The sequence below is a fragment of the Chroococcidiopsis sp. genome, from assembly GCF_051657925.1.
GTDB lineage: Bacteria > Cyanobacteriota > Cyanobacteriia > Cyanobacteriales > Chroococcidiopsidaceae > Chroococcidiopsis.
The window spans coordinates 1-19,835 of the sequence record NZ_JBOFLP010000113.1 but is presented as its reverse complement, the minus strand read 5'-3'; the positions used below and the strand labels follow the sequence as shown (position 1 = coordinate 19,835).

Sequence of the window (19,835 nt, the reverse complement as noted above, 5' to 3'; positions counted from 1 at the left end):
AATGCCCACCCTACTGAATTTGTTGGAAAAATAACAATCCGGCTTGAAATAGTCCCACGATAAAACCGAGAACACCACCTAAGTTAACAATTGCCTGTAACTCATTTTTGACAATTCCTTCGATCGCAGCTTCTAATTCGGCGGGAGAGGTAGATTTGACGCGATCGATAATCACCTGGTCGATCGATAGAATTGGAATTGCCTGTGCCACCAAATTTTCTAAATCTTGCTCTAAATAACGCTCCAAAATTGAGGATAACTCTTGACCGATCGCGGTTAGAGAAGAACTGAAAGCAGGAGAGTTACGCAAACGATTGAGCAGCACGCTAGCGGTATTTTCCCAATCAATCGAATCGCTAAATCCTTGAATAAACTCTGGACCGTGAGTTTGAGAATAGCCGATCGCGGTTTCCCGAATTGTATTGCGTAATTGCTTTACAGTAGAAACAGGTAAATTTTGCAACGATAAACTTTTCAGCCAAACTTTAAGGCGCTCGCGGACTTGAAGCTCTTGAAGTAACTCCTTAATCCGCGCATTCGTCATTTCTCTTTCGTCCAAACAAAACGTTCGCAGGCGCGCCAAAGTGTTACGCAAACCAAATAAATTAGCAACTACCCAATACGTACCGCTAGTTTTTTCACGAAAACTCTCATCAATAATTTGAATTGTGCGATCGGTTAAAAGATCGATGACTAACTGGCGAATTGCGTCTGGTGGAAGAACGACTTGCAGCAACCAATCAGCTAACCTCCCCGCTTGCTCGTCGCTGAGTTGAAACTCAAGTAAGACTTGGTCAAAAATTTGATTGAGTTGAGTGCCTAAAAACTCTTCTCGTCGCAACAACACCTTAAACAAACGCGGTAAAGATTCCCCAACCAAATCGCGTAAAATTCCCGCCAGAATTTTGGTTGCTCTTTGATCTCTATCAGTACGAACTTGTTCGATCGCCAGTCTTAACAGCCATTCTATCCCTCCTCGCACTCGCTCCGGTTGCAGCAATCGTCGCGTCAACTTCTGCAATTCCTCTGGTGTCAGTAGAGAACCCATGATCGTGTCCGACACCCGCTTTGCCAAGCGTTCTTGGTTGCGAGGAATTAAGCCAGGAGTAAAAGGTAATTGTCTTCCGGCAAAATAACGCGCTCGGTAGGGACGAAACAGCATTTTAATGGCTAAATCGTTCGTGAAATAGCCAATAATTGCTCCCGCGATCGGCGGACTAACATAAACCCAGAAATGAGACCAATCCATACAAGCAGGGGAGGGAAGTTAGGGAGTGGGAAATGGGGAGTTGTAGGGGCGGGTTTAGCAAGTAGATAGCAACTGAGGCAATGAATTCTCGGTCAAAACCCGCCCGTACAGGAGTCGGGAAAGAGTGTAGTGCGTATTTTAATTCCGAATTCAGAATTCCGAATTCCGAATTCTGAATTCTTAACTCAATCCCTTAGTTAAGACCAATATCCCCATCATACCGTTGGCAATTGGGTAGTGAGTGGCTGTTGCAAACCCTACTTCTCGCGAGAGTTGAACTTGTGCTTTACCTGAAGGAAATCGATCTAAACTGGGGCTGATATAAGCGTATTCTTCCGTGAGATCGAAGTGACGCGCGGCGGGAACGACGAGATTATCTAAGTACCATTGTTGAAAAGCTCTAAATTGAGAATTTTCCGGGCGATGAAAGTCTAAAATTGCCGCTTTAGCACCAGGTTTGAGAACTCGATGCAGTTCTTTTAAGCAACAAGGAATATCGATAACGTTACGCAGTCCATAGCCCATCGTTGCAGCATCAAAATAATCATCGGCAAAAGGTAAATTCAGTACATCTGCTTCTACCCAAGAAATCGGGGGTTGGGGATACTGGCTTTGGCTGCGTTGTTGGGCGATCGCCAGCAGTTGCGATGAAAAATCTACCCCGTATACCCGTCCGTTAGCTCCTACTTGACGGGCAAGGCGCAGCGCTAAATCGCCACTACCACAACATAGATCGACACAGGTATCCCCCAAGCTCGCTTGGCTCCACTTAACTGTCATTTGCTTCCAAATGCGGTGCTGACCTAAACTCAGCAAGTCATTTAAGCGATCGTAAACTGGGGCAATGCGATCGAATATTTGTTGAACTTCCATATGAGGGGTGAGGAGTGAGGAGTGAGGAGTAAGGGGATAAAATTCAAAATTCAAAATTGGGACAAGGAGACAAGGAGGACAAGAGGGAGTAAAAGCTAGTTACTATCCTCTAAATTAGGATAAGGCTGGTTCTAACTGAGCAAACATTGACACTGCAAGAAATTTTAAATACGTCAATCTAATAAAACTCTTACATATATAATCAAACAACGGATAATAAACGTTTTGTTCCCTCGCTCCTCACTCCTCGCTCCTCACTCCTCATCATGACTGAATCGCCCTCCAATCAACTCGACATCGAAGCCACGCTGACATCCCTGCGGCAAAAACAAGGTAGTTGGGTGGAATGGGGTCAGGCGATCGCCCAGTTGCAAAAAGCAGGGCAAACACCACAGCAGATCTTTGAAGCGACGGGATTTGAACCAGTGCAACAAAATCAGGTGATTGTAGGCGCGCAGGTTTATGCTTCTTTAGAAAAAACAAATGCTTCTGAGGCAGTGCGATCGCGCTTTACTCAAAAAGGCAGCGATATTTTGTACGAACTGCGGTTGCTCAATAATGCAGAACGAGTAGCAGCAGCAGAATTTATCTTGGCTCACAACTTGGATGCGGATATGGCTAAGGAAGTGGCGCGAGATATGAAAGAATTTTCTCGCCTGCGTAGCTTACCCGAAGGATTTGCTAATCATGCGGGGGATGCAATTGCTTATCAGTGTTGGCGACTGGCACGACAAAAATCAGATTTACAAGAGCGATCGCGATTAATTGCTAAGGGGCTAAGATTTGCAGATTCGGATACGGCAAGACAAAAAATCGAACAGTTGCTTGTCGATTTTACTGTCGTTCCCAAGCGTCCGGCTCCAACTATACCTTTTTATCGTCCAGATTCCGAAGATCATTTACCGAGATTAATTCCAGTTGTTGGGGAAATGCCGTTAAAATCGGCTGAAGTTCAAGCTGTACCCATCGTAGAAGCAGTAGAGCCGTTTCAGATTGTCAAGTTTGCTGGGGAACAGGCTTGGGTTGCCTTACCAGGTTGGCAAACAGTCCGCAGTGCTGAAGATCCGATCGCAATTTTGTGTCAAAGCGATCGCCTCCCCAATCAATCAGCTACAGCATCGGAACCAGTTCTAATCATTGCCGACCGTCACGCTAGAGAATGGGATGTCAATAGTTATTTTGTCTATGATGCCTCTGGAGAAGTTGACTTTGGTTGGTTTGAAACTCAACCAGATGTCAAGTTACTGGGGAAAATTGTCGTTGTCGTGCGTCCCAAGCACATTATTGATGAAGAGTTAACCAAAGATTCTTGGCAGATTGACGAGTAAAGAGTTACGCGCTTGAAGTTGCAGATCTCGATCCACCCTAGCCCCCCTTAAAAAGGGGGGAATTTAAAGCCCCCTTTTTAAGGCGGAAAGGGAAGGAATTTAAAGCCCCCTTTTTAAGGGGGTTGGGGGATCGAGGCTGACGGTGTGTCGTTACCGCTTTTTAATGGGGGCGTAATACTCAGGATTAGAAATTAGCGTAGTTGGCGATCGCCTTTTGCATTCTTTCCAACACCGCAGGGACAGAGATCGTGCCGAGATCTGCCGATGGTTTACCAGCAGTACGAACGCGGAGACTCAGGCTATCGGACTCCACTTCTTTCGCCCCTACAACTGCCATGACGGGAATTTTTGCCTTTTCAGCATTGCGGATCATTTTCGGCAAGCGATCGCCACTGGTATCGACTTCTACGCGCATGTTGAGCGATCGCATCTTGTCTGCGACTTCTTTAGCAAACATCAATTGGGCATCGCTGACGGGCATTAATCGAGCTTGGATGGGTGCTAGCCACAAGGGAAAGTCTCCCGCATACTCTTCAATTAAAATCCCAATTAACCGTTCTAACGAGCCAAATGGAGCGCGGTGAATCATCACTGGGCGCTGGCGCGTGCCATCCTCTGCAACATATTCCAGGTCAAAGCGTTCGGGTAAGTTGTAATCAACCTGTACCGTACCTAACTGCCATTCTCGTTCCAAAGCATCTTGGAAAATAAAATCGAGTTTGGGACCGTAGAATGCTGCTTCCCCAATTCCTTCAAAGTGATTCATTTCTAGCTTTTCGACAGCGCGACGAATTGCGCCTTCAGCTTTTGACCACGCCTCGTCAGAACCAATGTACTTATCCGAAGCCGGATCGCGGAAACTCAGTCTTGCTTTGAAATTTTTCAGTTGCAATTTGTTAAATACCGACAGAATCAAATCCACCACATTGAGAAATTCGCTGTCGAGTTGTTCTGGAGTCACGAATAGGTGAGAATCATCTACCGTAAAACCACGTACCCGCGTCAAACCTCCTAATTCGCCCGATTGTTCGTAACGGTATACAGTCCCAAACTCTGCCAACCGCATCGGTAATTCGCGATAAGAACGTAATTCGCTCTTGTAAATTTGGATGTGAAACGGGCAGTTCATCGGCTTGAGAACGAAACCCAATTCGTGGGCTGCTGCTTCCTCATTCTCTGCCATCAATGGAAACATATCCTCTTTATATTTCTGCCAGTGACCGGAAGTTTTAAATAAATCGACTCTGGCAATGTGAGGCGATACGACAGGAAGATAGCCGCGTTTGAGCTGTTCTTGTTTGAGAAAGTCTTCTAAAAGACTGCGTAACAGCGTCCCTTTGGGAGTCCACAGGGGTAAACCCGGTCCCACCTCATCGCTAAAGATAAATAGTCCTAGTTCCTTACCTAAGCGGCGATGGTCGCGTCTGAGGGCTTCTTCCTTACGACGCTTGTACTCAGCTAATTGCTGTTCTGATTCCCAAGCCGTGCCGTAAATTCGTTGTAGCTGCGCCTTGGTTTCATCACCGCGCCAGTATGCCCCAGCAACGCTTTCTAACTCAATTGCTTTGGGTTGCAACTCTGCCGTGTTGTTAAGATGGGGTCCAGCACACAAGTCCCACCATTCATCCCCCAAATGGTAGATTGTAATTGGTTCCTGCTTAATATCTGCCAGGATTTCTAGTTTATACGGCTCTTTAATTGCCTTAATCCTCTGTTCGGCTTCCTCGCGGCTGACTTCTTCCCTAATGACAGGCAATTTACGATTGATAATCTTCACCATCTCTTTCTGGATGGCTTTGAGATCTTTTTCTGTAAACGGTTCGGGATTGTCAAAATCGTAGTAAAATCCATTCTCAATCCAGGGTCCAATAGTCACCTGTGCTTTAGGAAATAACTTTTGCACCGCCATCGCCATGACATGAGAGCTAGTGTGGCGAATCTTCTGCAATATCTCTGATTCACTGGTGCGAGGGAGATAAATTTTTTCCTGCGGTGCTTGTTCCTGCTGTTCCGGTTGACAATGGGATTCTGAACTAGACATTTTACTTACAAAACTATGTTGATGAGACTGTAAACCAATACTGTTTGCCTTCTATTGTAAGGAGTCGAGAGTCGGGAGTGGTAATTAGTAATTGGTAGTTGGTAGTTGGTAGTTGACAGTTGACAGTTGCTCTTCCTCCCTCAGCTCCCTGCTCCCTGCTCCCTGCTCCCTGCTCCCTGCTCCCTGCTCCCTGCTCCCAGTTACTTCTAATGACAGAATGTAAAGAATCTTGAACTAAGTTAATATTAATGGTAGGTTAGTAATCTGCTTTTCATTCATGCTTAATCAAAACTTGCCAGAACCTGAGTTGCTAAAAACTTTACTCCAACCGCTACTTGAAGATTTTAAGTATTGGTTCGGGCGATCGCAAACGTTTTTGGAAAATGAGAAAGTTTCATTTTTAGAACCGCAACAGCAATCTGAATTGTTGGCAAGAGTCAAGCAAGCCCAGCAGGAGGTAAGTACGGCACAGCTCATGTTTCAGGCAACTGGGGGACAAGTGGGCATTGACATGGCAACGCTCGTACCCTGGCATCAATTAGTGACAGAATGTTGGAAAGTGGCAATTCGCTTCCGGTCGGAGCAGGCAACACAGCCAGAGGTAGAATTTTAAAGAATTTTATTTAAATAAAGTGTTCCTTGTAACATACATGCTTGACTGAAATATTCTGAGTAGACGATTGTCTATCGAAGCAAATTCTGTGATGCTAGAGATAACGGTCAATGCCTTTAGCAAAGCGGTAAAAGTTCGTAAAAACTCGCAAAAAACTGTATAGACTGGCTGGCTTGGAGAAAAAACTCGATGTTACACTTACTTTACATCCTTGCTTTTACTATCCTAGCGTTGATAGCTGTAAGCAATCTAATTCGCAACTTAATTATGTTCAGTTTCGAGCGCGATCGCACGTTTGCCGCACCGCGCTCGCCCGTGCAAAATAGAGGAAATCTTCCCTATATCTCAAATCGCTCCGTACCTCACCCTGAATTACTAGACGCAGCTGGCAACCCTATCGGAGAACCTCTGTTAGTGATGCGGTCTATTGATGTTGAAGATGCCCGCGCCCAATTAGACGCACTTTATGAGGCTTCTCCTGGTTGTAGTAGCGAAAGCAAGGAGGAAGAAGCATAATTTGAATCAAATCTGTCTGCTTTACATCAAGTAAAAACTTTTTAACTACAAACTTTAACTATATACATCAACTCCTATTTATCCAGGGCAAAGTGCTCCGTGATAAATGGAGTTTTTTTATGGTCATTGAGGAGTGAGGAGTGAGGAGTGAATAGTGGCAAGCAGTCAGTTTTGACTTCTGACTTTTGATTTTTGACTTTTCATGCGATCGCAGATATTTTGCATAAGAAACATTTTTATCCTTAACTTTGATGCATGAAATAATTTGAGGAATTAGATATTTCTACTTAGTTTCAATCGCAGCTCAGACACCTTAATATTTCTTAACTCCAAAATTGAAATTTCGCAGAACTTAGCGATAAAGCTTATCATTATATTTCAATTCTGCTCTCGACTACTTTGTTCGATCTAAGTTGTTTTTAGCAAGATATAAAAACGAAAAATAAGCCTAACTCTAAGTAGGTGCAACTGGTAATGTTGCCTGTATGACTGAGTAATGGTGGCTAAACAACAGTTAATAACTATCGAACAAAGCGGATTTAGAGGAGGAGCAGATGGTTTTAGTAAAACATAGATGCACCGTTGGTACATTTACAACTCGTCAGGAAGCAGAACAAGCATTTGCCAAATTATATTGTGCGGGTTTTCCTATTAGTCATATTTCTGTAGCCAGTAAAGAAGCAGAATTATTGGCAGATTTAAGAGCGGCAATTCAGAGAACTCAAGCTGGCGCACTCGCAACAGAACAAACAGAAAAATCGCCCTGTGCCATGATTGTCGGTAGCACAGTCGGCGCGATTGGTGGTTGTTTAGCAAGTATTGGTATTTTACTGGTGCCAGGAGTTGCTCCAGCGTTAGCTGTTGGCACGGTAGGAACCACTTTAGCTGCGACTTTATTCGGTACGGGGATTGGATTGGCTTGTGGTGGTGCGATCTCAACCTTAAACTGCGCTGACAGACTGACAGTAAGTACAAATGCAGAAAGCGATCGCTCTTTCCCACAAGAGTATTTAGTCATCGTAGAAGGCACGGATGCAGAAGCACGCCGCGCCCAGAGAATTTTGGCAAATGGGGCTAGCGGTTAGGTAGAATTCGGAATCCCCCTGCAGGAAAGCAAGCTACGGAATTCGGAATTAAATACTTATTGACTAACCGCTAACCGCTAGTGTTTTATCGTGGGGTTGTCTGAGAACCACTTTGAGATGGAGTTTTCTTAGAGCCACTGGGCTTGCTGCTAGGAGTCATCTCCGAATCACTAGAACTATCAGGGCTAGTCATGCTACCGCTTGGAGTCGTGCTGCTTCCTGGAGTCATCGTGTCGCTACCAGAGTTAGAAGGAGTCGTAGTGCCATTGGAATCAGAACCAGTACCAGGATAAGTGGTAGTCCCTGGAGTGGTGCTGCTACCTGGAGTCGTGCTGCTGCCTGGAGTCGTGCTGCTACCTGGAGTCGTGCTGCCTGGAGTCGTGCTGCTACCTGGAGTGGTGCTGCTACCTGGAGTCGTGCTGCTACCTGGAGTCGTGCTGCTACCTGGAGTCGTGCTGCTACCTGGAGTCGTGCTGCCAGGATAAGTGGTAGTTCCTGGAGTGGTGCTGCTGCCTGGAGTCGTGCTGCTTCCTGGAGTTGTGCTACTACCTGGTGACATTTCTGTACCAGTAGAAGAACCGCTGCCACTATTAGGGCTAGAAGTAGACTGAGCTAAAAACTGTCTGGTATTTTCATCGGAGAAATTAGGTAGAGCAAACGCTGGTAAACCGAGTAAAGCGCTAGCACCAGCAATTCCAAGTAAGCTAAAAAGTTTTGTATTCAAGCTTTTCTTAGTTATATTTCCGCCCATTTTTATTTCCTCACTTGCTGTGGTGTTACAGTCAATAACTTTGTAACTGTCTTGGCAATACTAACAAAGAAATTTCAGTGCTGACGACGATAATTATGATTTCAAATCAGCCAATTTGCTTAAATAATTGAGTAAGAAAATCATCGAAAAACGTTGCTGTGTTTGATTTAGTTCCCGATGGTTTTAAAAATTACTTTAAAGTTATATAGTAGTTTTATTTAGCTGTGCTATCGATCGCCACTCACCTCGATCGAACCATTACTGGGATGGCGATTGAGAGAAGTACTATGCTATTGCACAACAAAAAAAAGACCGCATCAGTGAATGCGATCGCAGGTTATGAGAATACTTAATTAGACTATTTTTTCAGGAACTTATCGTCACTTAACCTAGTCGAATTATTGTTTAGCAAATTATTGTTTGAATTGATGGCAGCAACACAATAGAAGTGGTAATTATTAGAGAGGGGAAGTTATAGAGATTTACCAATGTTACTAACCACGATTCACGCACTCAAGGAATGGGCGGTTGCTGTTAACGCGATCGAACGGGGCGAAACGATCTTACTATTGCGTAAAGGTGGTATCCGTGAAAGTGGCGGACAATTTCAAGTCGATCGCGACGAGGTTTTGCTTTACCCCACTTACGAACACCAACAGCCCGAATTACTCAAGCCTGAGTATGCTGCGCAAGTGACCCCAGTAGCATCTGGTTGGCATCCTGAGACAATTAAAATTGGCAGTTGGGCAAAGATTACTGATATTGTGCCAGTGTTAGACGAGACAATTGTGAATGCTTTGCTACCGTTTCATGTTTGGAACGAAAAATTTATTCGCGATCGCCTCCAATGGAAACCCCGTCAACCCGTGTATGTCTTACTTTTGCGGGCTTATAAGTTACCACGATCGCGTCAAATTTCCTATCGTGCTGAATATGGCGGTTGCAGATCGTGGATCGAATTAAATGAAGCGATCGATCTTGAGGCTGCTACACCAGTGTTAGATGATGTCGCCTACGAGCAAAAAGTTTCAGAAATTCGGAATGCGATCGACTATTTACCGCGACCAAATCCAGTTCCTCGCGAAGCTTTCGACCACAGCAACAATTCTCCTGTTTGACTCCCTGCTACTAATTTTTGCCCTTGGGGATGCCAAGCTAAGCAGGATAACCCATCAGTTGCATCGTCGATTAATTGCGCGACACGTTTGGCTTTTTGCCACAAACACAGCCAACCATCAGCCGCCGCCGAAGCTAGAAGTAGGCTACCAGGTTGAAAGGCGATCGCCTGCACAGTATCCGTATGTCGCTGCAATATCTTACTATCCCAGCCTAAATTTTCATCCTCTAATTTTTCCCATACCACAATCCCTTCAACGCTGGCAGAAGCAAGTAAAGGTGCATCTTGTTGTGATTTAATGTTCGACCAAGCTAGATGACGAATCTTACCAGGAAAGCCCCGCATCACCCAAGGATGGGGATTGCCCCATTCTAAAACTGTAATCGTCCGATCCATGTTACCAGAGGCGATGTACTTGCCATCAGTTGACCAAGCGATCGCCAGACTTGCCGATGGTATATCTATAACGTACGGATCGTCATCCCAATCTGTTGCATCCCAAACCTTTGCCCCCTGATATCCCGCGATCGCCAAATACTGTCCATCTGGATGCCAGTCTATTCCTAATACAGAAGAATTCTCAAAATTGAGAGTAACAACAATCTCCTCTGTATTTGCATCCCACACTTGGACGTAGCGCCCCAAACTAAAAGCTAGTTGGTTACTTCTGGGATTCCAAGCCAACTTATCCACCCAAGCAGGAGCATTTTCCAAAGTAATAATTAATTGGCGATCGCGCCAGCGCCAAATCTTTACTCGTCCGTCCTGTCCTCCTGTAGCTAAAAATTGCCCGTCGTGGGAGAAAGTAAGGCAATCAACTGATGTACCACTATTTGTCTGTAGAGGAACGAGTGTTTCCCCATCCCACAGTGTCACCCCTCCTGCCGCATCGCTAGCAACGATTTGACCGTCAATCGACCAGGCGATCGCAGTAACGTAATCCTCCAGAGTTGTACGTGTCTGGAGTTCAAATAGTTGGTTGCCGATCGTGGAAAATTTCATAATTTAGGAAATTGGTAGTTGGTAGTTGTTGGTTGTTGGTTGTTGGTTGTTGGTTGTTGGTTGTTGCTTATTTGTCACGACTCCCGACTCACGACTCCCGACTCCCGACTCACGACTCCCGACTCACAACTCCCGACTCCCGACTCACTTAAATCAAACAAGCCCGAAAATCTTCTTTTAGCTTGTCTGCATCTAAATTGCGACCGATGAATACTAATTCGTTGTTTCTTTCGTCGTCAGATTTCCAGGGGCGATCGCGCGTACCGTCAAATAGCATGTGTACTCCCTGAAATACGTAGCGGTGGTCGTCTCCAGCAATATTTAAAATACCTTTCATGCGAAAGATATCGGGTCCCTGCGTTTGCAATAAGTAAGACAGCCAATCGTTCAACTTTTGCATATCGAGAGTCCCTGGTTCGACAATGGCAATGGAACCTACAGTTTCATCGTGATCGTGGGCATCTTCACCCAAAAAGTTTGGATCGATCTCTAGGGCGCGTTTGAGATCGAAGGCTTGCACGCCTAAGAGTGCATCCATACCCAATTCAGAGTTACGGGTGTGGTAGATTTTGGCGATCGCATTCATGCCACGAATTCGCCGTTCCAATTCTGCTAACTCTGCTGCTGATACTAGATCGATCTTATTGAGCAATATCACGTCGGCAAAAGCAATCTGTTCTTGGGCTTCATCTGCTTCCCAGTGCTGCCAAATGTGCTTGGCATCTACCAGTGTTACGACTGCATCTAAAGATAGCTGGGTTTGCATATCTTCATCGACAAAGAATGTCTGAATCACGGGCGCAGGATCGGCTAACCCAGTGGTCTCAATTACCAAATGGTCAAATTTATCGCGCCGCCGCATTAAATTACCAATAATCCGAATTAAGTCACCGCGCACGGTACAGCAGATGCAACCATTATTCATCTCAAAGATTTCTTCGTCTGCATCAATCACCAATTGGTTATCGATTCCTACTTCCCCAAACTCATTGACAATTACAGCTACTTTCTTACCGTGTTCGTAGGTCAGAATGCGATTGAGTAGGGTTGTCTTACCCGATCCGAGATAGCCCGTCAGTACGGTAACGGGGACTACATGATTTGCTGCTGTAGTTACCATAGCTCAATTTGTTTACCTTACATAATTAGAATGATAACCATTCTTAGACAATTTTACAGTCTGACGCGCACTACAATTTGCGCCTTAATTACTGGAGCGAGTAGCAGCCTGCGCTACGGCGACTTAAAATTAAATTTGGGCAGGCGACTTGAATCTCGCCAGCAAATAGAGACAAGGATACCGCCGTAGGGTGGGCATTGCCCACCATGAATTCAAATAATTATAGAAATCTAGGCAATAATTGTTTTTAAAAACAATCCAACAAAGATAAGGTTAATAAAGCGATTTAGGACTTGAAATCGAACAATAAATATAATTTTGCTCCAAGTCGTTCAAACAATTAATTAAGTCAATCGTTAACTTACATATTATTCGATCGCCAAAAAGATTAAATCCTCTTAAATCAAAGATAGTTTTATTGTCTGGTGGGCATTGCCCACCCTACGCTCCTACTATAGTGAATAACGAAATTTAGTTACTATTTTTCTTCTTTATGTTAAAGTATTTCGTGCGATGGTCATAAGTCTCCATCTCAAACAAGATTGACAACAGAAGTTAAATCTAAGATTTTATTGTTGGTAATTAATTATAAAGTTTAAACTCTCAAAAAACGAATTAAAATTATAACCTAGAAAATCAAATTTAAAAAATACAGAAAATGATTGGTACTGATTTGAAGGACTTGAGCGATGAGTGAGCGTATGTCCACGGGCGTTTCGGGCTTGGACGAAGTGCTGTATGGTGGATTAATTCCAGTGCGAGCTTATCTAGTGCGAGGAGGATCGGGCGCAGGCAAGACGACACTTGGACTCAGTTTCTTGGCTGAAGGCGTTACCAAGGGCGAAAAGGCACTATATATCACTCTAGGAGAATCGGCAGCTCAAATTTGCACCAATGCTGAGTGCATAGGATTGAATACCCAAGGAATTACCTTCCTCGACCTCAGCCCAACATCAGACTTTTTTAGCCAAGTCCAGACTTACGATATTTTCTCGGCGGCGGAAGTCGAACGAGAACCGATGACGCAACAAATTGTAGAACAGGTGCGATCGCTGCAACCGCAGCGGGTATTTTTAGATGCGATGACTCAATTTCGCTATTTATCTAGCGATACATTTCAGTTCCGCAAACAAGTGTTGTCGTTTTTGCGGTTTTTATCAGAGAAAGGCGCAACGGTACTATTTTCTTCTGAAGATGGCGGCTCCGCACCAGATGACGATCTACAGTTTATGAGCGACGGAGTAATTCACCTACAACAAAGCTTGGAGGGACGCAGCATTAGCGTCACCAAGTTTCGCGGCTCTGACTTTCGACCTGGCTTGCATTTTATGCGCTTGACTGACAGAGGTATGGAAGTCTTTCCTCGCCTCCAGCCTGAAGTCCATAAACAAGAATTTAAGCTAGAGGTTATTCCTTCAGGAGTACCGGACTTAGACGAATTGATGCGTGGTGGGATAGAGCGGGGAACGGTGACGCTGTTCACGGGTCCAACTGGAGTTGGCAAGACCACCATCGGACTCCAATTTATGAAAGAAGCCGCAGGACGGGGAGAGCGATCGGTTGTTTATATGTTCGAGGAAGCAATTGATGTCATGCTGCATCGTTGCGAAGCCATCAATATTCCAGTTTATGCCATGATGCAGCGACAAACACTTTCTGTCATCCCGATCGAACCACTCCTCCACAGTCCCGATGAATTTGCCAATATGGTGCAGCAGGAAGTAGAGCAGAAAAAGGCTCGGATCGTCATGATTGACAGCGTTTCTGGTTATCGAATTTCCCTGCGCGGTCGGGATGAGGATTTAGTGACTCACTTGCACGCTCTTTGTAAGTATTTGCAAAATATGGGGGTGACGGTGATTTTAGTGAATGAAACCGAAAGCATTACGGGCAACTTTCGGGCAACGGAAATAGGCATCAGCTACATGGCAGATAATATTATTTTTCTGCGTTATTTGGAGATCAAAGGCGAGATCCGCAAAGCAATTGGCGTACTCAAGAAACGGTTGTCTAGTTTTGAAAAAACGCTGCGAGAGCTAGAAGTCACTCGTTACGGAATCAAGGTTGGGCAACCCTTAACTCATTTACGCAGCATTCTGAGCGGTAATCCCGAATGGATCGATAAAAACGGTGAGCGATGAAAAGCCAATTATACTGAGTGTAGATCGCAACCGTCGTAATTCAGAATTGTTAGCTCAGTTTTTAGCGAAACAGGGATATCAAGTTCTTAGCGCGGCAAGTCAGGCAGAAATCGAGTCCGTGTTAGAAAATACAAAGAAGATCGAATTAGTGTTGTTAGATATTTCTGGGTTCGATCGCCAAATTTGGTCTTTGTGCCAACGGTTACAAGAGAAAGCCATCCCCTTCATCGCGATCGCAGCACCTCATCAAGCGGGGATGCAGCAGGCGTGTCTGGCTTGTGGCGCACTCGGCTTCCTAATCAAACCACTGGTTGCTCAAAACCTATTACATTTAATTCGCAATTTGCTACAGAAATAGTGATGAATTTACGATTAACTATTAACCATTAACTATTAACTATGGGTCGAATTCTACTGCTGCTCGAACACCAAGAAAACCGTCGTCTGTTATCGGAGTGGCTAGCACCTCGTTATTCAGTCATTTTACCGGAAGTGGCAGCAAAGGTAACTGAGCCAGCAGATTTAGATTCGCAACCCTTTGACCTATGTATCCTCGATGCTAGAGCATTAGATCATTTTTGGGAATGGGTACAAGCGAAAAAAACTGCCGAAAAACCAGTCTTTTTACCCTTTTTACTGGTAACTGCGCGTCAGGATGTAGGATACGCGACTCGGCATTTATGGCAAAGTATCGACGACTTAATTTCCAAACCGATTGAAAAAATAGAGTTACAGGCACGGGTAGAAATTTTACTGCGATCGCGCCAACTGTCACTGCAACTACAAACCGCAAATCAGCAACTTCAACAACAAATGATTGCCCGTCAGCAAGCCGAGGCGGGAGAAGAACGAGCGATCGCTGCCCAGCAACAAAGCGAAATCCAGTTTCAGCGCTTAATTAACTCTAATTTAATTGGGGCGATCGCTGCTGATATAGAGGGGAACATTACAGATGCCAATGATGCTTTTTTAACAATGCTAGGTTATACCCGCGAAGACTTAGAACTGGGACAGATCCGTTGGGATGATATGACTCCACCAGAGTATCGCGATCGCGATCGCTATTCGATCGAGCAGTTGAGAGATACGGGTGTTTGCACTGCTTTTGAGAAAGAATATATTCGCGCTGATGGCAGTCGGGTGCCGGTGTTGATTGGAGTTACTGTGGTAGAAAGCTCTCCCCGCTTAAGTTGTGTTGCTTTTGTCCTCGACATTACCCAACGCAAACAAGCAGAAGCAGAAATGCGTCATGCTTTAGAAAAAGAACGCGAATTGAACGAATTGAAATCTCAGTTTGTTTCAATGGTTTCGCATGAGTTTCGCAACCCACTGAATTTGATTTCTGGTACAGCTCAACTGCTGGTTCGCAGCAATAACAAACTATCCGAGCCGAAAAAACAAGAATTGCTCCAACGTCAGCAAGCCGCAGTCAATCGGTTGATCGAACTGTTAGATGATGTACTTACGCTTGGTCGCGCCGAAGTTGGCAAATTAGAGTTTAATCCAATTGAGCTAGAATTAGAAGCATTTTGTCGTCAGTTGGTAGCAGAAATGCAGCTGACAGCTAAAGAAGCACACGCGATCGCACTTGTATCTCCAGGCAAACGTTTCACCGCCAAAGTGGATAAAAAGCTTTTACAGCAAATATTGACCAATTTACTCTCAAATGCAATTAAATATTCACCCCAAGGTGGAATCATCACGCTTGAACTTACTTGTCAAGAAAACGAGGCGATTTTTCGTGTCAAAGACGAAGGAATTGGAATTCCTGCCAAGGATCTACAAAGGCTGTTTGAATCGTTTCATCGCGCCAGCAATGTCGGTGGTATTCCTGGGACTGGATTGGGGCTAGCAGTCGTTAAGCAAGCGGTAGAATTGCATCAAGGCGCGATCGCGGTTGAGAGTGAAGAGGGAGTTGGTACTACATTTACAGTTACTCTGCCAATGAATTTGGCAGGGAGCAGGGAGCAGGGAGCAGGGAGCAGATGAAAAAGCTTTGGCTCCACGAACTTGTAGTACATTGACTTTTCTTAATCTATCTGCCCTCTGCCACAGCTAAAGTAGAAAAGCTAAAACGACTTCTGCGAGTTCGGTGGCATACTCTTCATACAAGCCTAGCGAACCTGGTAGCGTCTTTGTTTGGACTCCTGGTACAGTTGCCAAAGCCTCCATTTCTGCCCGTGACTTGGGTGGTGACTGTTCCCCAATCACAACCAACACGGGTATAGATCCTTGAAACCAATTGAGAAAATCTTGGCGCTGTTGCACTGGATCTAAATTCCCAGTCACGAAAGCAGCTGGAGCAAATCGCGCCCCTGGTTGCTGGGTAATTTCCCATTTTTGTTGAATGAAATCGTCTGTAAGCTTTGTCTTGTCTGCATAAACATGGCTACCGTACATGTAGCGCAAAAAGCCAGGTGTGGTATTCATCTTATACAAAGCCTGACCGAGAACGGGCGATCGCACGGCTTGTCTGACCGTACCAGCTACCTGTTTGTTAACACCCATTATTGTTAAGGGTCCTCGCCAAGTGGGTGCAACTAAGACAATTTTAGAGAAAGCTTGCGGTTGAGTAGCAGCAAGTTGCATGGCGTAACCAGCAGCATGACCAGCAGCGATAACAATAATCGGAGTTTCAAACGTACTATTAACAAAATCTTTCAACAACTGCTGATATAACTCAGGGCGATAATCGAGGGGAAGGCGAGACGACGCACCAAAACCCAGCCAATCGATCGCTACAGCTTGAAAATGCACAGATAATAACTTCGCCAGTTGCGCCATTTCTCCTCTCGTAGAAACGGTACTAAAGGCAGGTAAGAGTAGAACGGGCGTTCCTTGTCCTAAAGTTTCGTAGACCAACTTGAGGGATTGCCCTTGCCAAGACCAGGGAAATTCGCGCACCTCCCCACCCATCACACTAGTTGGCTTGGTAGCAGCAAGATCGGTTGAAGCAATAGCCATAAGACAAAATATTAAAAATGATTCTCAACACTTCTATTTTATCGGGAGTCGGGAGTAGGGAGTCGGAAATGAGGAGTGAATGCGACTCATTTTTACATTTCGGCAAATTTTTTTTGAATACAAGAACTTGTAGAGGCGGGTTCACTTAAAACACTATTTATACAGAAAAATTCCGTTTAAGACTCGCGATCGGATGTTCTACGGAAAAATTCTGTATAACACCAAGGAATATACGGAAAAATTCCATATAATCCTCTCATGAAGGGTAGTTATACGGAAGAATTCGGTATAACTACCCTAATAAGGATAAAAAAAGAAATTTTCCATATATTCCGACAGGAAGTAGCTGTAATGCTTGATATATCTCGATCTAGAAAAAAATTATATGGAAACTTTCCGTATAATAAATAGTTATCCCGCTTAGGTTATCGGTTGGGGCGTAGTTGAAAAGTGATCTGTTGGGGTTCAACGTTAAGCTGGTGTTGAACTAAAAGCTAGAGACTCTCTGCTATGACACAAAGTGGATTACGGGCACAACCTGGAAAGCCAACGGGGATAGTCGGTAGAATAGTCGGCTATTTGATGGATATCTATAACCGAGAGGATAATCATTGGACTGTCTCATTACTGGATATTGGCGAAACGAGCAAAGTGCTTGAAGTTGGTTTTGGGACAGGGTTAGCGATCGCTGAGGCTGCGAAGATAGCAACGCATGGGCAGATTTACGGTATTGACCATTCTGAAACCATGCTAGAAGCTGCTCAAAAACGAAACCGAAAAGCTGTTAAGTCTGGTCGTGTGATCCTTCGACTTGGTAACGTGATGGCATTGCCGTTTGAGGACAATTCCTTTGACATTATTTACTCAATCAACTGCATTTACTTTTGGGAACCGCCAACTCAAGGTTTAGCTGAGATATATCGCGTGTTAAAACCAAAAGGAACTGTAGCGATTACTGCCCGTAATAAAGATGATGAGCTTTACGCTCGGTGGAAACCCAACATGGTCAGAGACTTACTTCAATCTTCTGGATTTGTAAATGTAAGAACTCTCAATGGATTGAACCCCAATCATCCGATTTATTGTGCAGTTGGTAATAAGCCTATGAATTAGAAATAGTCGATATGTCTGGCAGCATAACAAGTCGCTGCACCGGAACGTATCAAATTGGTCAGTTGAGTTGCCAAGGTGATCTGCGTCCGGTGAGCTTGGTCGTTATGTGGCTTTGGTTGTCGGTGAGGGCGTACTGAGGAGGTATCTGCGGGTTGAGATCTCTAAGTGATCGTAAGTTCTTGATTGAAGCATAACTGGCAAGTTTTGATAGGCTGTGTTCATAGTTGAATCCGTCGCCAATTTTTTTATATATTTCAATACTTAACAACTCGCCACTTACTGTCTAGAATACGGCAATATTACGATAATTAGGAGACAAAATAATTATGGAATTCAACCCAAGCAACAATGTTGTTAAACTTTGTCTTCAAGGTATGGGCATGGAAGAAAAAGGCAAACCTGAAGAAGCAAATGAACTATTTCTTCAAGCCTGGAACGAAGCGACATACGACTTTGAAAAATTTATTTCAGCTCATTATGTAGCCCGACATCAAAAAAATGTTTTCGATAAATTAAAATGGCTCGAAACGGCTTTGCAGTTTGCATTAAAAATAAATAACGACTCTGTTAAGAGTGCTTTCCCTTCTCTATATTCAAACATTGCTAAATGCTATGAGGACTTAAGCGACCCTGACAAGGCGAAAAAGAATTATGAATTAGCAACTTCGTTTAAGGGTAAACCTTCTGACAAAGGTCCTTTTTATCATGGGACGAAAGCAGATTTGTCGGTTGGCGGTTTGCTGACAGCAGGGGGTAGTTCTAATTACAAATCTGAACTCAAAATGAATCACATTTATTTTACAGCCCTTGTTAATGGAGCGGGACTAGCTGCTGCATTCGCAAAAGGCGATGGACGTGAGCGTGTTTATATCGTTGAACCGACAGGGGGTTTTGAAAATGACCCGAATGTTACAGACAAAAAATTTCCGGGCAATCCGACACGCTCATATCGCTCCCAAGCATCATTAAAAATCGTTGGCGAAGTGACAGATTGGGAGAGACAAACACCTGAGGAACTCCAAAAATGGCGTGAAAAGTTGGCTAATAACAAAGGAGAAATTATTAATTAATTTCTGAGGTGCTAATGTTCTGCCCAACATTGAAATAATAGAACTTCTTGGAGAAGTATCTAAACAACTCAACTCAACACGTCTATTGCCATAACCCTCGAAGAATTACAATCCAAGCTAGAAGACATTAATCACCTAGTTGTAATTTTTCAAACTTCAGTTGCACTGGAAAAATACTATGCCGAGGATATTGTGATGATTGAAGATGACGGTACAGTCACTATCAGATATGGCGATCAAATCATTGATAACAAAAGCAATCAGATCTCAATTGGTTATTGGAAAGATGGTTTAGTTGTCAGGGAGAGTTATAACTTATGGGCATCGTTAGCTGGCTTTGTTTATAGGTTATGGCGATAGTTTAGAAGTTGCCTGTTGGCTTCAATGATTATTTCGTCGTTTATGTATCAATTTGTTGCTAAAAATGTCTAAATACTGGCGTTATCCAGCAAGAGTTCTGGGTTGTTTCCGGAACGGAGAGATTACAGTCATTCTTTGTGCTGGTATTGGACTGGCAGGTGGTGGAGATCGGGAAGCACTTCCCGCTCAATTGATTCCGATTGATTTGAGAATGCCAAACAGCGAATTTGATGTATTGTTCGATCGTGCTTCAGGCTACTTTGTCAAAATCTTACGTAAAGGTGAAGATTGCCCTGACGCAGACTGAGAGCAAATTAGCTGCTAGACTTGCGAACATGGTTGATAGCGAATGGTTGATCGTGCAACAGGGAAGTGTGGCTTTGTGAAAGCAAGATCTAGTAGAAGACTCAGAAAAACATGCATTGTCCTCTGTGTGGTCATCCCAAAGCTCATAAACACGGCAAAACAAGCTAATGTTGTCAGCGTTACCAT

The 19,835-nt window shown here is 44.2% G+C and carries 19 protein-coding genes and 1 pseudogene; 13 read left to right on the top strand and 7 right to left on the bottom strand.

From position 1 onward, the window contains the following. Window positions 1-10: 10 nt before the first annotated feature. Window positions 11-1,249 carry a DUF445 domain-containing protein gene (locus tag ACRC32_RS08395; protein ID WP_438553537.1) on the bottom strand — a complete coding sequence of 413 codons (1,239 nt, stop codon included), beginning with the start codon at window positions 1,247-1,249 and terminating at the stop codon, window positions 11-13. Between the two features lie 180 nt (window positions 1,250-1,429). Further along, window positions 1,430-2,122 carry a bifunctional demethylmenaquinone methyltransferase/2-methoxy-6-polyprenyl-1,4-benzoquinol methylase UbiE gene (gene ubiE, locus ACRC32_RS08390; RefSeq protein WP_438553536.1) on the bottom strand — a complete coding sequence of 231 codons (693 nt, stop codon included), beginning with the start codon at window positions 2,120-2,122 and terminating at the stop codon, window positions 1,430-1,432. Window positions 2,123-2,388: 266 nt separating this feature from the next. On the opposite strand from ubiE, the gene ACRC32_RS08385 reads away from it, so the two are divergent. Next, window positions 2,389-3,450 (top strand): RuBisCO accumulation factor 1, encoded by a 1,062-nt coding sequence (locus ACRC32_RS08385; RefSeq protein ID WP_438553535.1) that lies wholly within the window; start codon window positions 2,389-2,391, stop codon window positions 3,448-3,450. A gap of 184 nt (window positions 3,451-3,634) precedes the next feature. Here the strand turns inward: ACRC32_RS08385 and thrS are convergent, their stop codons facing one another. Then, window positions 3,635-5,491: a threonine--tRNA ligase gene (thrS, locus tag ACRC32_RS08380; RefSeq protein ID WP_438553534.1), complete on the bottom strand. Its 1,857-nt coding sequence runs from the start codon at window positions 5,489-5,491 to the stop codon at window positions 3,635-3,637. Window positions 5,492-5,768: 277 nt separating this feature from the next. Here thrS and ACRC32_RS08375 point away from each other — a divergent pair, with 277 nt between their 5' ends. From ACRC32_RS08375 to ACRC32_RS08365, 3 genes are all read left to right on the top strand, one after another. Continuing rightward, entirely contained in the window at window positions 5,769-6,104 is a 336-nt protein-coding gene (locus ACRC32_RS08375; protein ID WP_039715832.1) for a DUF2605 domain-containing protein, read from the top strand. 189 nt (window positions 6,105-6,293) lie between these two features. Further along, window positions 6,294-6,620, top strand: coding sequence for a DUF2973 domain-containing protein (locus ACRC32_RS08370; protein ID WP_039715833.1), 327 nt, complete (start codon window positions 6,294-6,296; stop codon window positions 6,618-6,620). A 554-nt stretch (window positions 6,621-7,174) separates the two neighbouring features. Continuing rightward, on the top strand, window positions 7,175-7,705 hold the full coding sequence (locus ACRC32_RS08365) for a hypothetical protein (protein ID WP_438553533.1): 531 nt from the start codon (window positions 7,175-7,177) through the stop codon (window positions 7,703-7,705). Between the two features lie 85 nt (window positions 7,706-7,790). Here the strand turns inward: ACRC32_RS08365 and ACRC32_RS08360 are convergent, their stop codons facing one another. Beyond that, window positions 7,791-8,456: a hypothetical protein gene (locus ACRC32_RS08360; protein ID WP_438553532.1), complete on the bottom strand. Its 666-nt coding sequence runs from the start codon at window positions 8,454-8,456 to the stop codon at window positions 7,791-7,793. 488 nt (window positions 8,457-8,944) lie between these two features. On the opposite strand from ACRC32_RS08360, the gene ACRC32_RS08355 reads away from it, so the two are divergent. After that, window positions 8,945-9,574: a DUF1802 family protein gene (locus tag ACRC32_RS08355; RefSeq protein WP_438553531.1), complete on the top strand. Its 630-nt coding sequence runs from the start codon at window positions 8,945-8,947 to the stop codon at window positions 9,572-9,574. Here the strand turns inward: ACRC32_RS08355 and ACRC32_RS08350 are convergent. Beyond that, window positions 9,508-10,575: a WD40 repeat domain-containing protein gene (locus tag ACRC32_RS08350; RefSeq protein WP_438553530.1), complete on the bottom strand. Its 1,068-nt coding sequence runs from the start codon at window positions 10,573-10,575 to the stop codon at window positions 9,508-9,510. The two genes, ACRC32_RS08355 and ACRC32_RS08350, sit on opposite strands and share 67 nt — an antisense overlap. Before the next feature lie 11 nt (window positions 10,576-10,586). Here ACRC32_RS08350 and ACRC32_RS08345 point away from each other — a divergent pair, with 11 nt between their 5' ends. After that, window positions 10,587-10,727: a hypothetical protein gene (locus tag ACRC32_RS08345; RefSeq protein WP_438553529.1), complete on the top strand. Its 141-nt coding sequence runs from the start codon at window positions 10,587-10,589 to the stop codon at window positions 10,725-10,727. Here the strand turns inward: ACRC32_RS08345 and ACRC32_RS08340 are convergent. Continuing rightward, window positions 10,724-11,695 carry a CobW family GTP-binding protein gene (locus ACRC32_RS08340; protein ID WP_438553528.1) on the bottom strand — a complete coding sequence of 324 codons (972 nt, stop codon included), beginning with the start codon at window positions 11,693-11,695 and terminating at the stop codon, window positions 10,724-10,726. The genes ACRC32_RS08345 and ACRC32_RS08340 overlap by 4 nt on opposite strands. Window positions 11,696-12,384: 689 nt before the next feature. On the opposite strand from ACRC32_RS08340, the gene ACRC32_RS08335 reads away from it, so the two are divergent. The 3 genes from ACRC32_RS08335 to ACRC32_RS08325 are packed head-to-tail and all read left to right on the top strand — an operon-like array spanning window position 12,385 to window position 15,825. Next, window positions 12,385-13,836, top strand: a complete 1,452-nt coding sequence (locus tag ACRC32_RS08335) for an ATPase domain-containing protein (protein WP_438553527.1) — start codon at window positions 12,385-12,387, stop codon at window positions 13,834-13,836. Then, window positions 13,826-14,194 carry a response regulator gene (locus ACRC32_RS08330; protein ID WP_438553526.1) on the top strand — a complete coding sequence of 123 codons (369 nt, stop codon included), beginning with the start codon at window positions 13,826-13,828 and terminating at the stop codon, window positions 14,192-14,194. The genes ACRC32_RS08335 and ACRC32_RS08330 overlap by 11 nt, the downstream gene beginning before the upstream one ends. A gap of 41 nt (window positions 14,195-14,235) precedes the next feature. After that, window positions 14,236-15,825: a hybrid sensor histidine kinase/response regulator gene (locus tag ACRC32_RS08325; RefSeq protein WP_438553525.1), complete on the top strand. Its 1,590-nt coding sequence runs from the start codon at window positions 14,236-14,238 to the stop codon at window positions 15,823-15,825. Window positions 15,826-15,891: 66 nt separating this feature from the next. Here the strand turns inward: ACRC32_RS08325 and ACRC32_RS08320 are convergent, their stop codons facing one another. Next, window positions 15,892-16,800 (bottom strand): alpha/beta fold hydrolase, encoded by a 909-nt coding sequence (locus tag ACRC32_RS08320; protein ID WP_438553524.1) that lies wholly within the window; start codon window positions 16,798-16,800, stop codon window positions 15,892-15,894. Window positions 16,801-17,310: 510 nt separating this feature from the next. On the opposite strand from ACRC32_RS08320, the gene ACRC32_RS08315 reads away from it, so the two are divergent. The 4 genes and pseudogenes from ACRC32_RS08315 (at window position 17,311) to ACRC32_RS08300 (ending at window position 19,650) form a co-directional block, all read left to right on the top strand. Then, a complete protein-coding gene (locus ACRC32_RS08315; protein WP_438553523.1) occupies window positions 17,311-17,913 on the top strand; it encodes a class I SAM-dependent methyltransferase in 603 nt (200 codons plus the stop codon). Window positions 17,914-18,602: 689 nt separating this feature from the next. Next, window positions 18,603-18,983: pseudogene (arr, locus tag ACRC32_RS08310) on the top strand (NAD(+)--rifampin ADP-ribosyltransferase); the annotation flags it as partial. Between the two features lie 195 nt (window positions 18,984-19,178). Continuing rightward, on the top strand, window positions 19,179-19,343 hold the full coding sequence (locus ACRC32_RS08305; RefSeq protein ID WP_438553522.1) for a hypothetical protein: 165 nt from the start codon (window positions 19,179-19,181) through the stop codon (window positions 19,341-19,343). A gap of 64 nt (window positions 19,344-19,407) precedes the next feature. Beyond that, window positions 19,408-19,650, top strand: a complete 243-nt coding sequence (locus tag ACRC32_RS08300; RefSeq protein ID WP_438553521.1) for a hypothetical protein — start codon at window positions 19,408-19,410, stop codon at window positions 19,648-19,650. Window positions 19,651-19,835: the final 185 nt, after the last annotated feature.

Excerpts from the sequence above, each read along its gene's own strand:
- ACRC32_RS08395 (WP_438553537.1), bottom strand. The coding sequence starts at position 1,249 with ATGGATTGGTCTCATTTCTGGGTTTATGTTAGTCCGCCGATCGCGGGA.
- ubiE (WP_438553536.1), bottom strand. The coding sequence starts at position 2,122 with ATGGAAGTTCAACAAATATTCGATCGCATTGCCCCAGTTTACGATCGC.
- ACRC32_RS08385 (WP_438553535.1), top strand. The coding sequence starts at position 2,389 with ATGACTGAATCGCCCTCCAATCAACTCGACATCGAAGCCACGCTGACA.
- thrS (WP_438553534.1), bottom strand. The coding sequence starts at position 5,491 with ATGTCTAGTTCAGAATCCCATTGTCAACCGGAACAGCAGGAACAAGCA.
- ACRC32_RS08375 (WP_039715832.1), top strand. The coding sequence starts at position 5,769 with ATGCTTAATCAAAACTTGCCAGAACCTGAGTTGCTAAAAACTTTACTC.
- ACRC32_RS08370 (WP_039715833.1), top strand. The coding sequence starts at position 6,294 with ATGTTACACTTACTTTACATCCTTGCTTTTACTATCCTAGCGTTGATA.
- ACRC32_RS08365 (WP_438553533.1), top strand. The coding sequence starts at position 7,175 with ATGGTTTTAGTAAAACATAGATGCACCGTTGGTACATTTACAACTCGT.
- ACRC32_RS08360 (WP_438553532.1), bottom strand. The coding sequence starts at position 8,456 with ATGGGCGGAAATATAACTAAGAAAAGCTTGAATACAAAACTTTTTAGC.
- ACRC32_RS08355 (WP_438553531.1), top strand. The coding sequence starts at position 8,945 with ATGTTACTAACCACGATTCACGCACTCAAGGAATGGGCGGTTGCTGTT.
- ACRC32_RS08350 (WP_438553530.1), bottom strand. The coding sequence starts at position 10,575 with ATGAAATTTTCCACGATCGGCAACCAACTATTTGAACTCCAGACACGT.
- ACRC32_RS08340 (WP_438553528.1), bottom strand. The coding sequence starts at position 11,695 with ATGGTAACTACAGCAGCAAATCATGTAGTCCCCGTTACCGTACTGACG.
- ACRC32_RS08335 (WP_438553527.1), top strand. The coding sequence starts at position 12,385 with ATGAGTGAGCGTATGTCCACGGGCGTTTCGGGCTTGGACGAAGTGCTG.
- ACRC32_RS08325 (WP_438553525.1), top strand. The coding sequence starts at position 14,236 with ATGGGTCGAATTCTACTGCTGCTCGAACACCAAGAAAACCGTCGTCTG.
- ACRC32_RS08320 (WP_438553524.1), bottom strand. The coding sequence starts at position 16,800 with ATGGCTATTGCTTCAACCGATCTTGCTGCTACCAAGCCAACTAGTGTG.
- ACRC32_RS08315 (WP_438553523.1), top strand. The coding sequence starts at position 17,311 with ATGACACAAAGTGGATTACGGGCACAACCTGGAAAGCCAACGGGGATA.
- ACRC32_RS08305 (WP_438553522.1), top strand. The coding sequence starts at position 19,179 with ATGATTGAAGATGACGGTACAGTCACTATCAGATATGGCGATCAAATC.
- ACRC32_RS08300 (WP_438553521.1), top strand. The coding sequence starts at position 19,408 with ATGTCTAAATACTGGCGTTATCCAGCAAGAGTTCTGGGTTGTTTCCGG.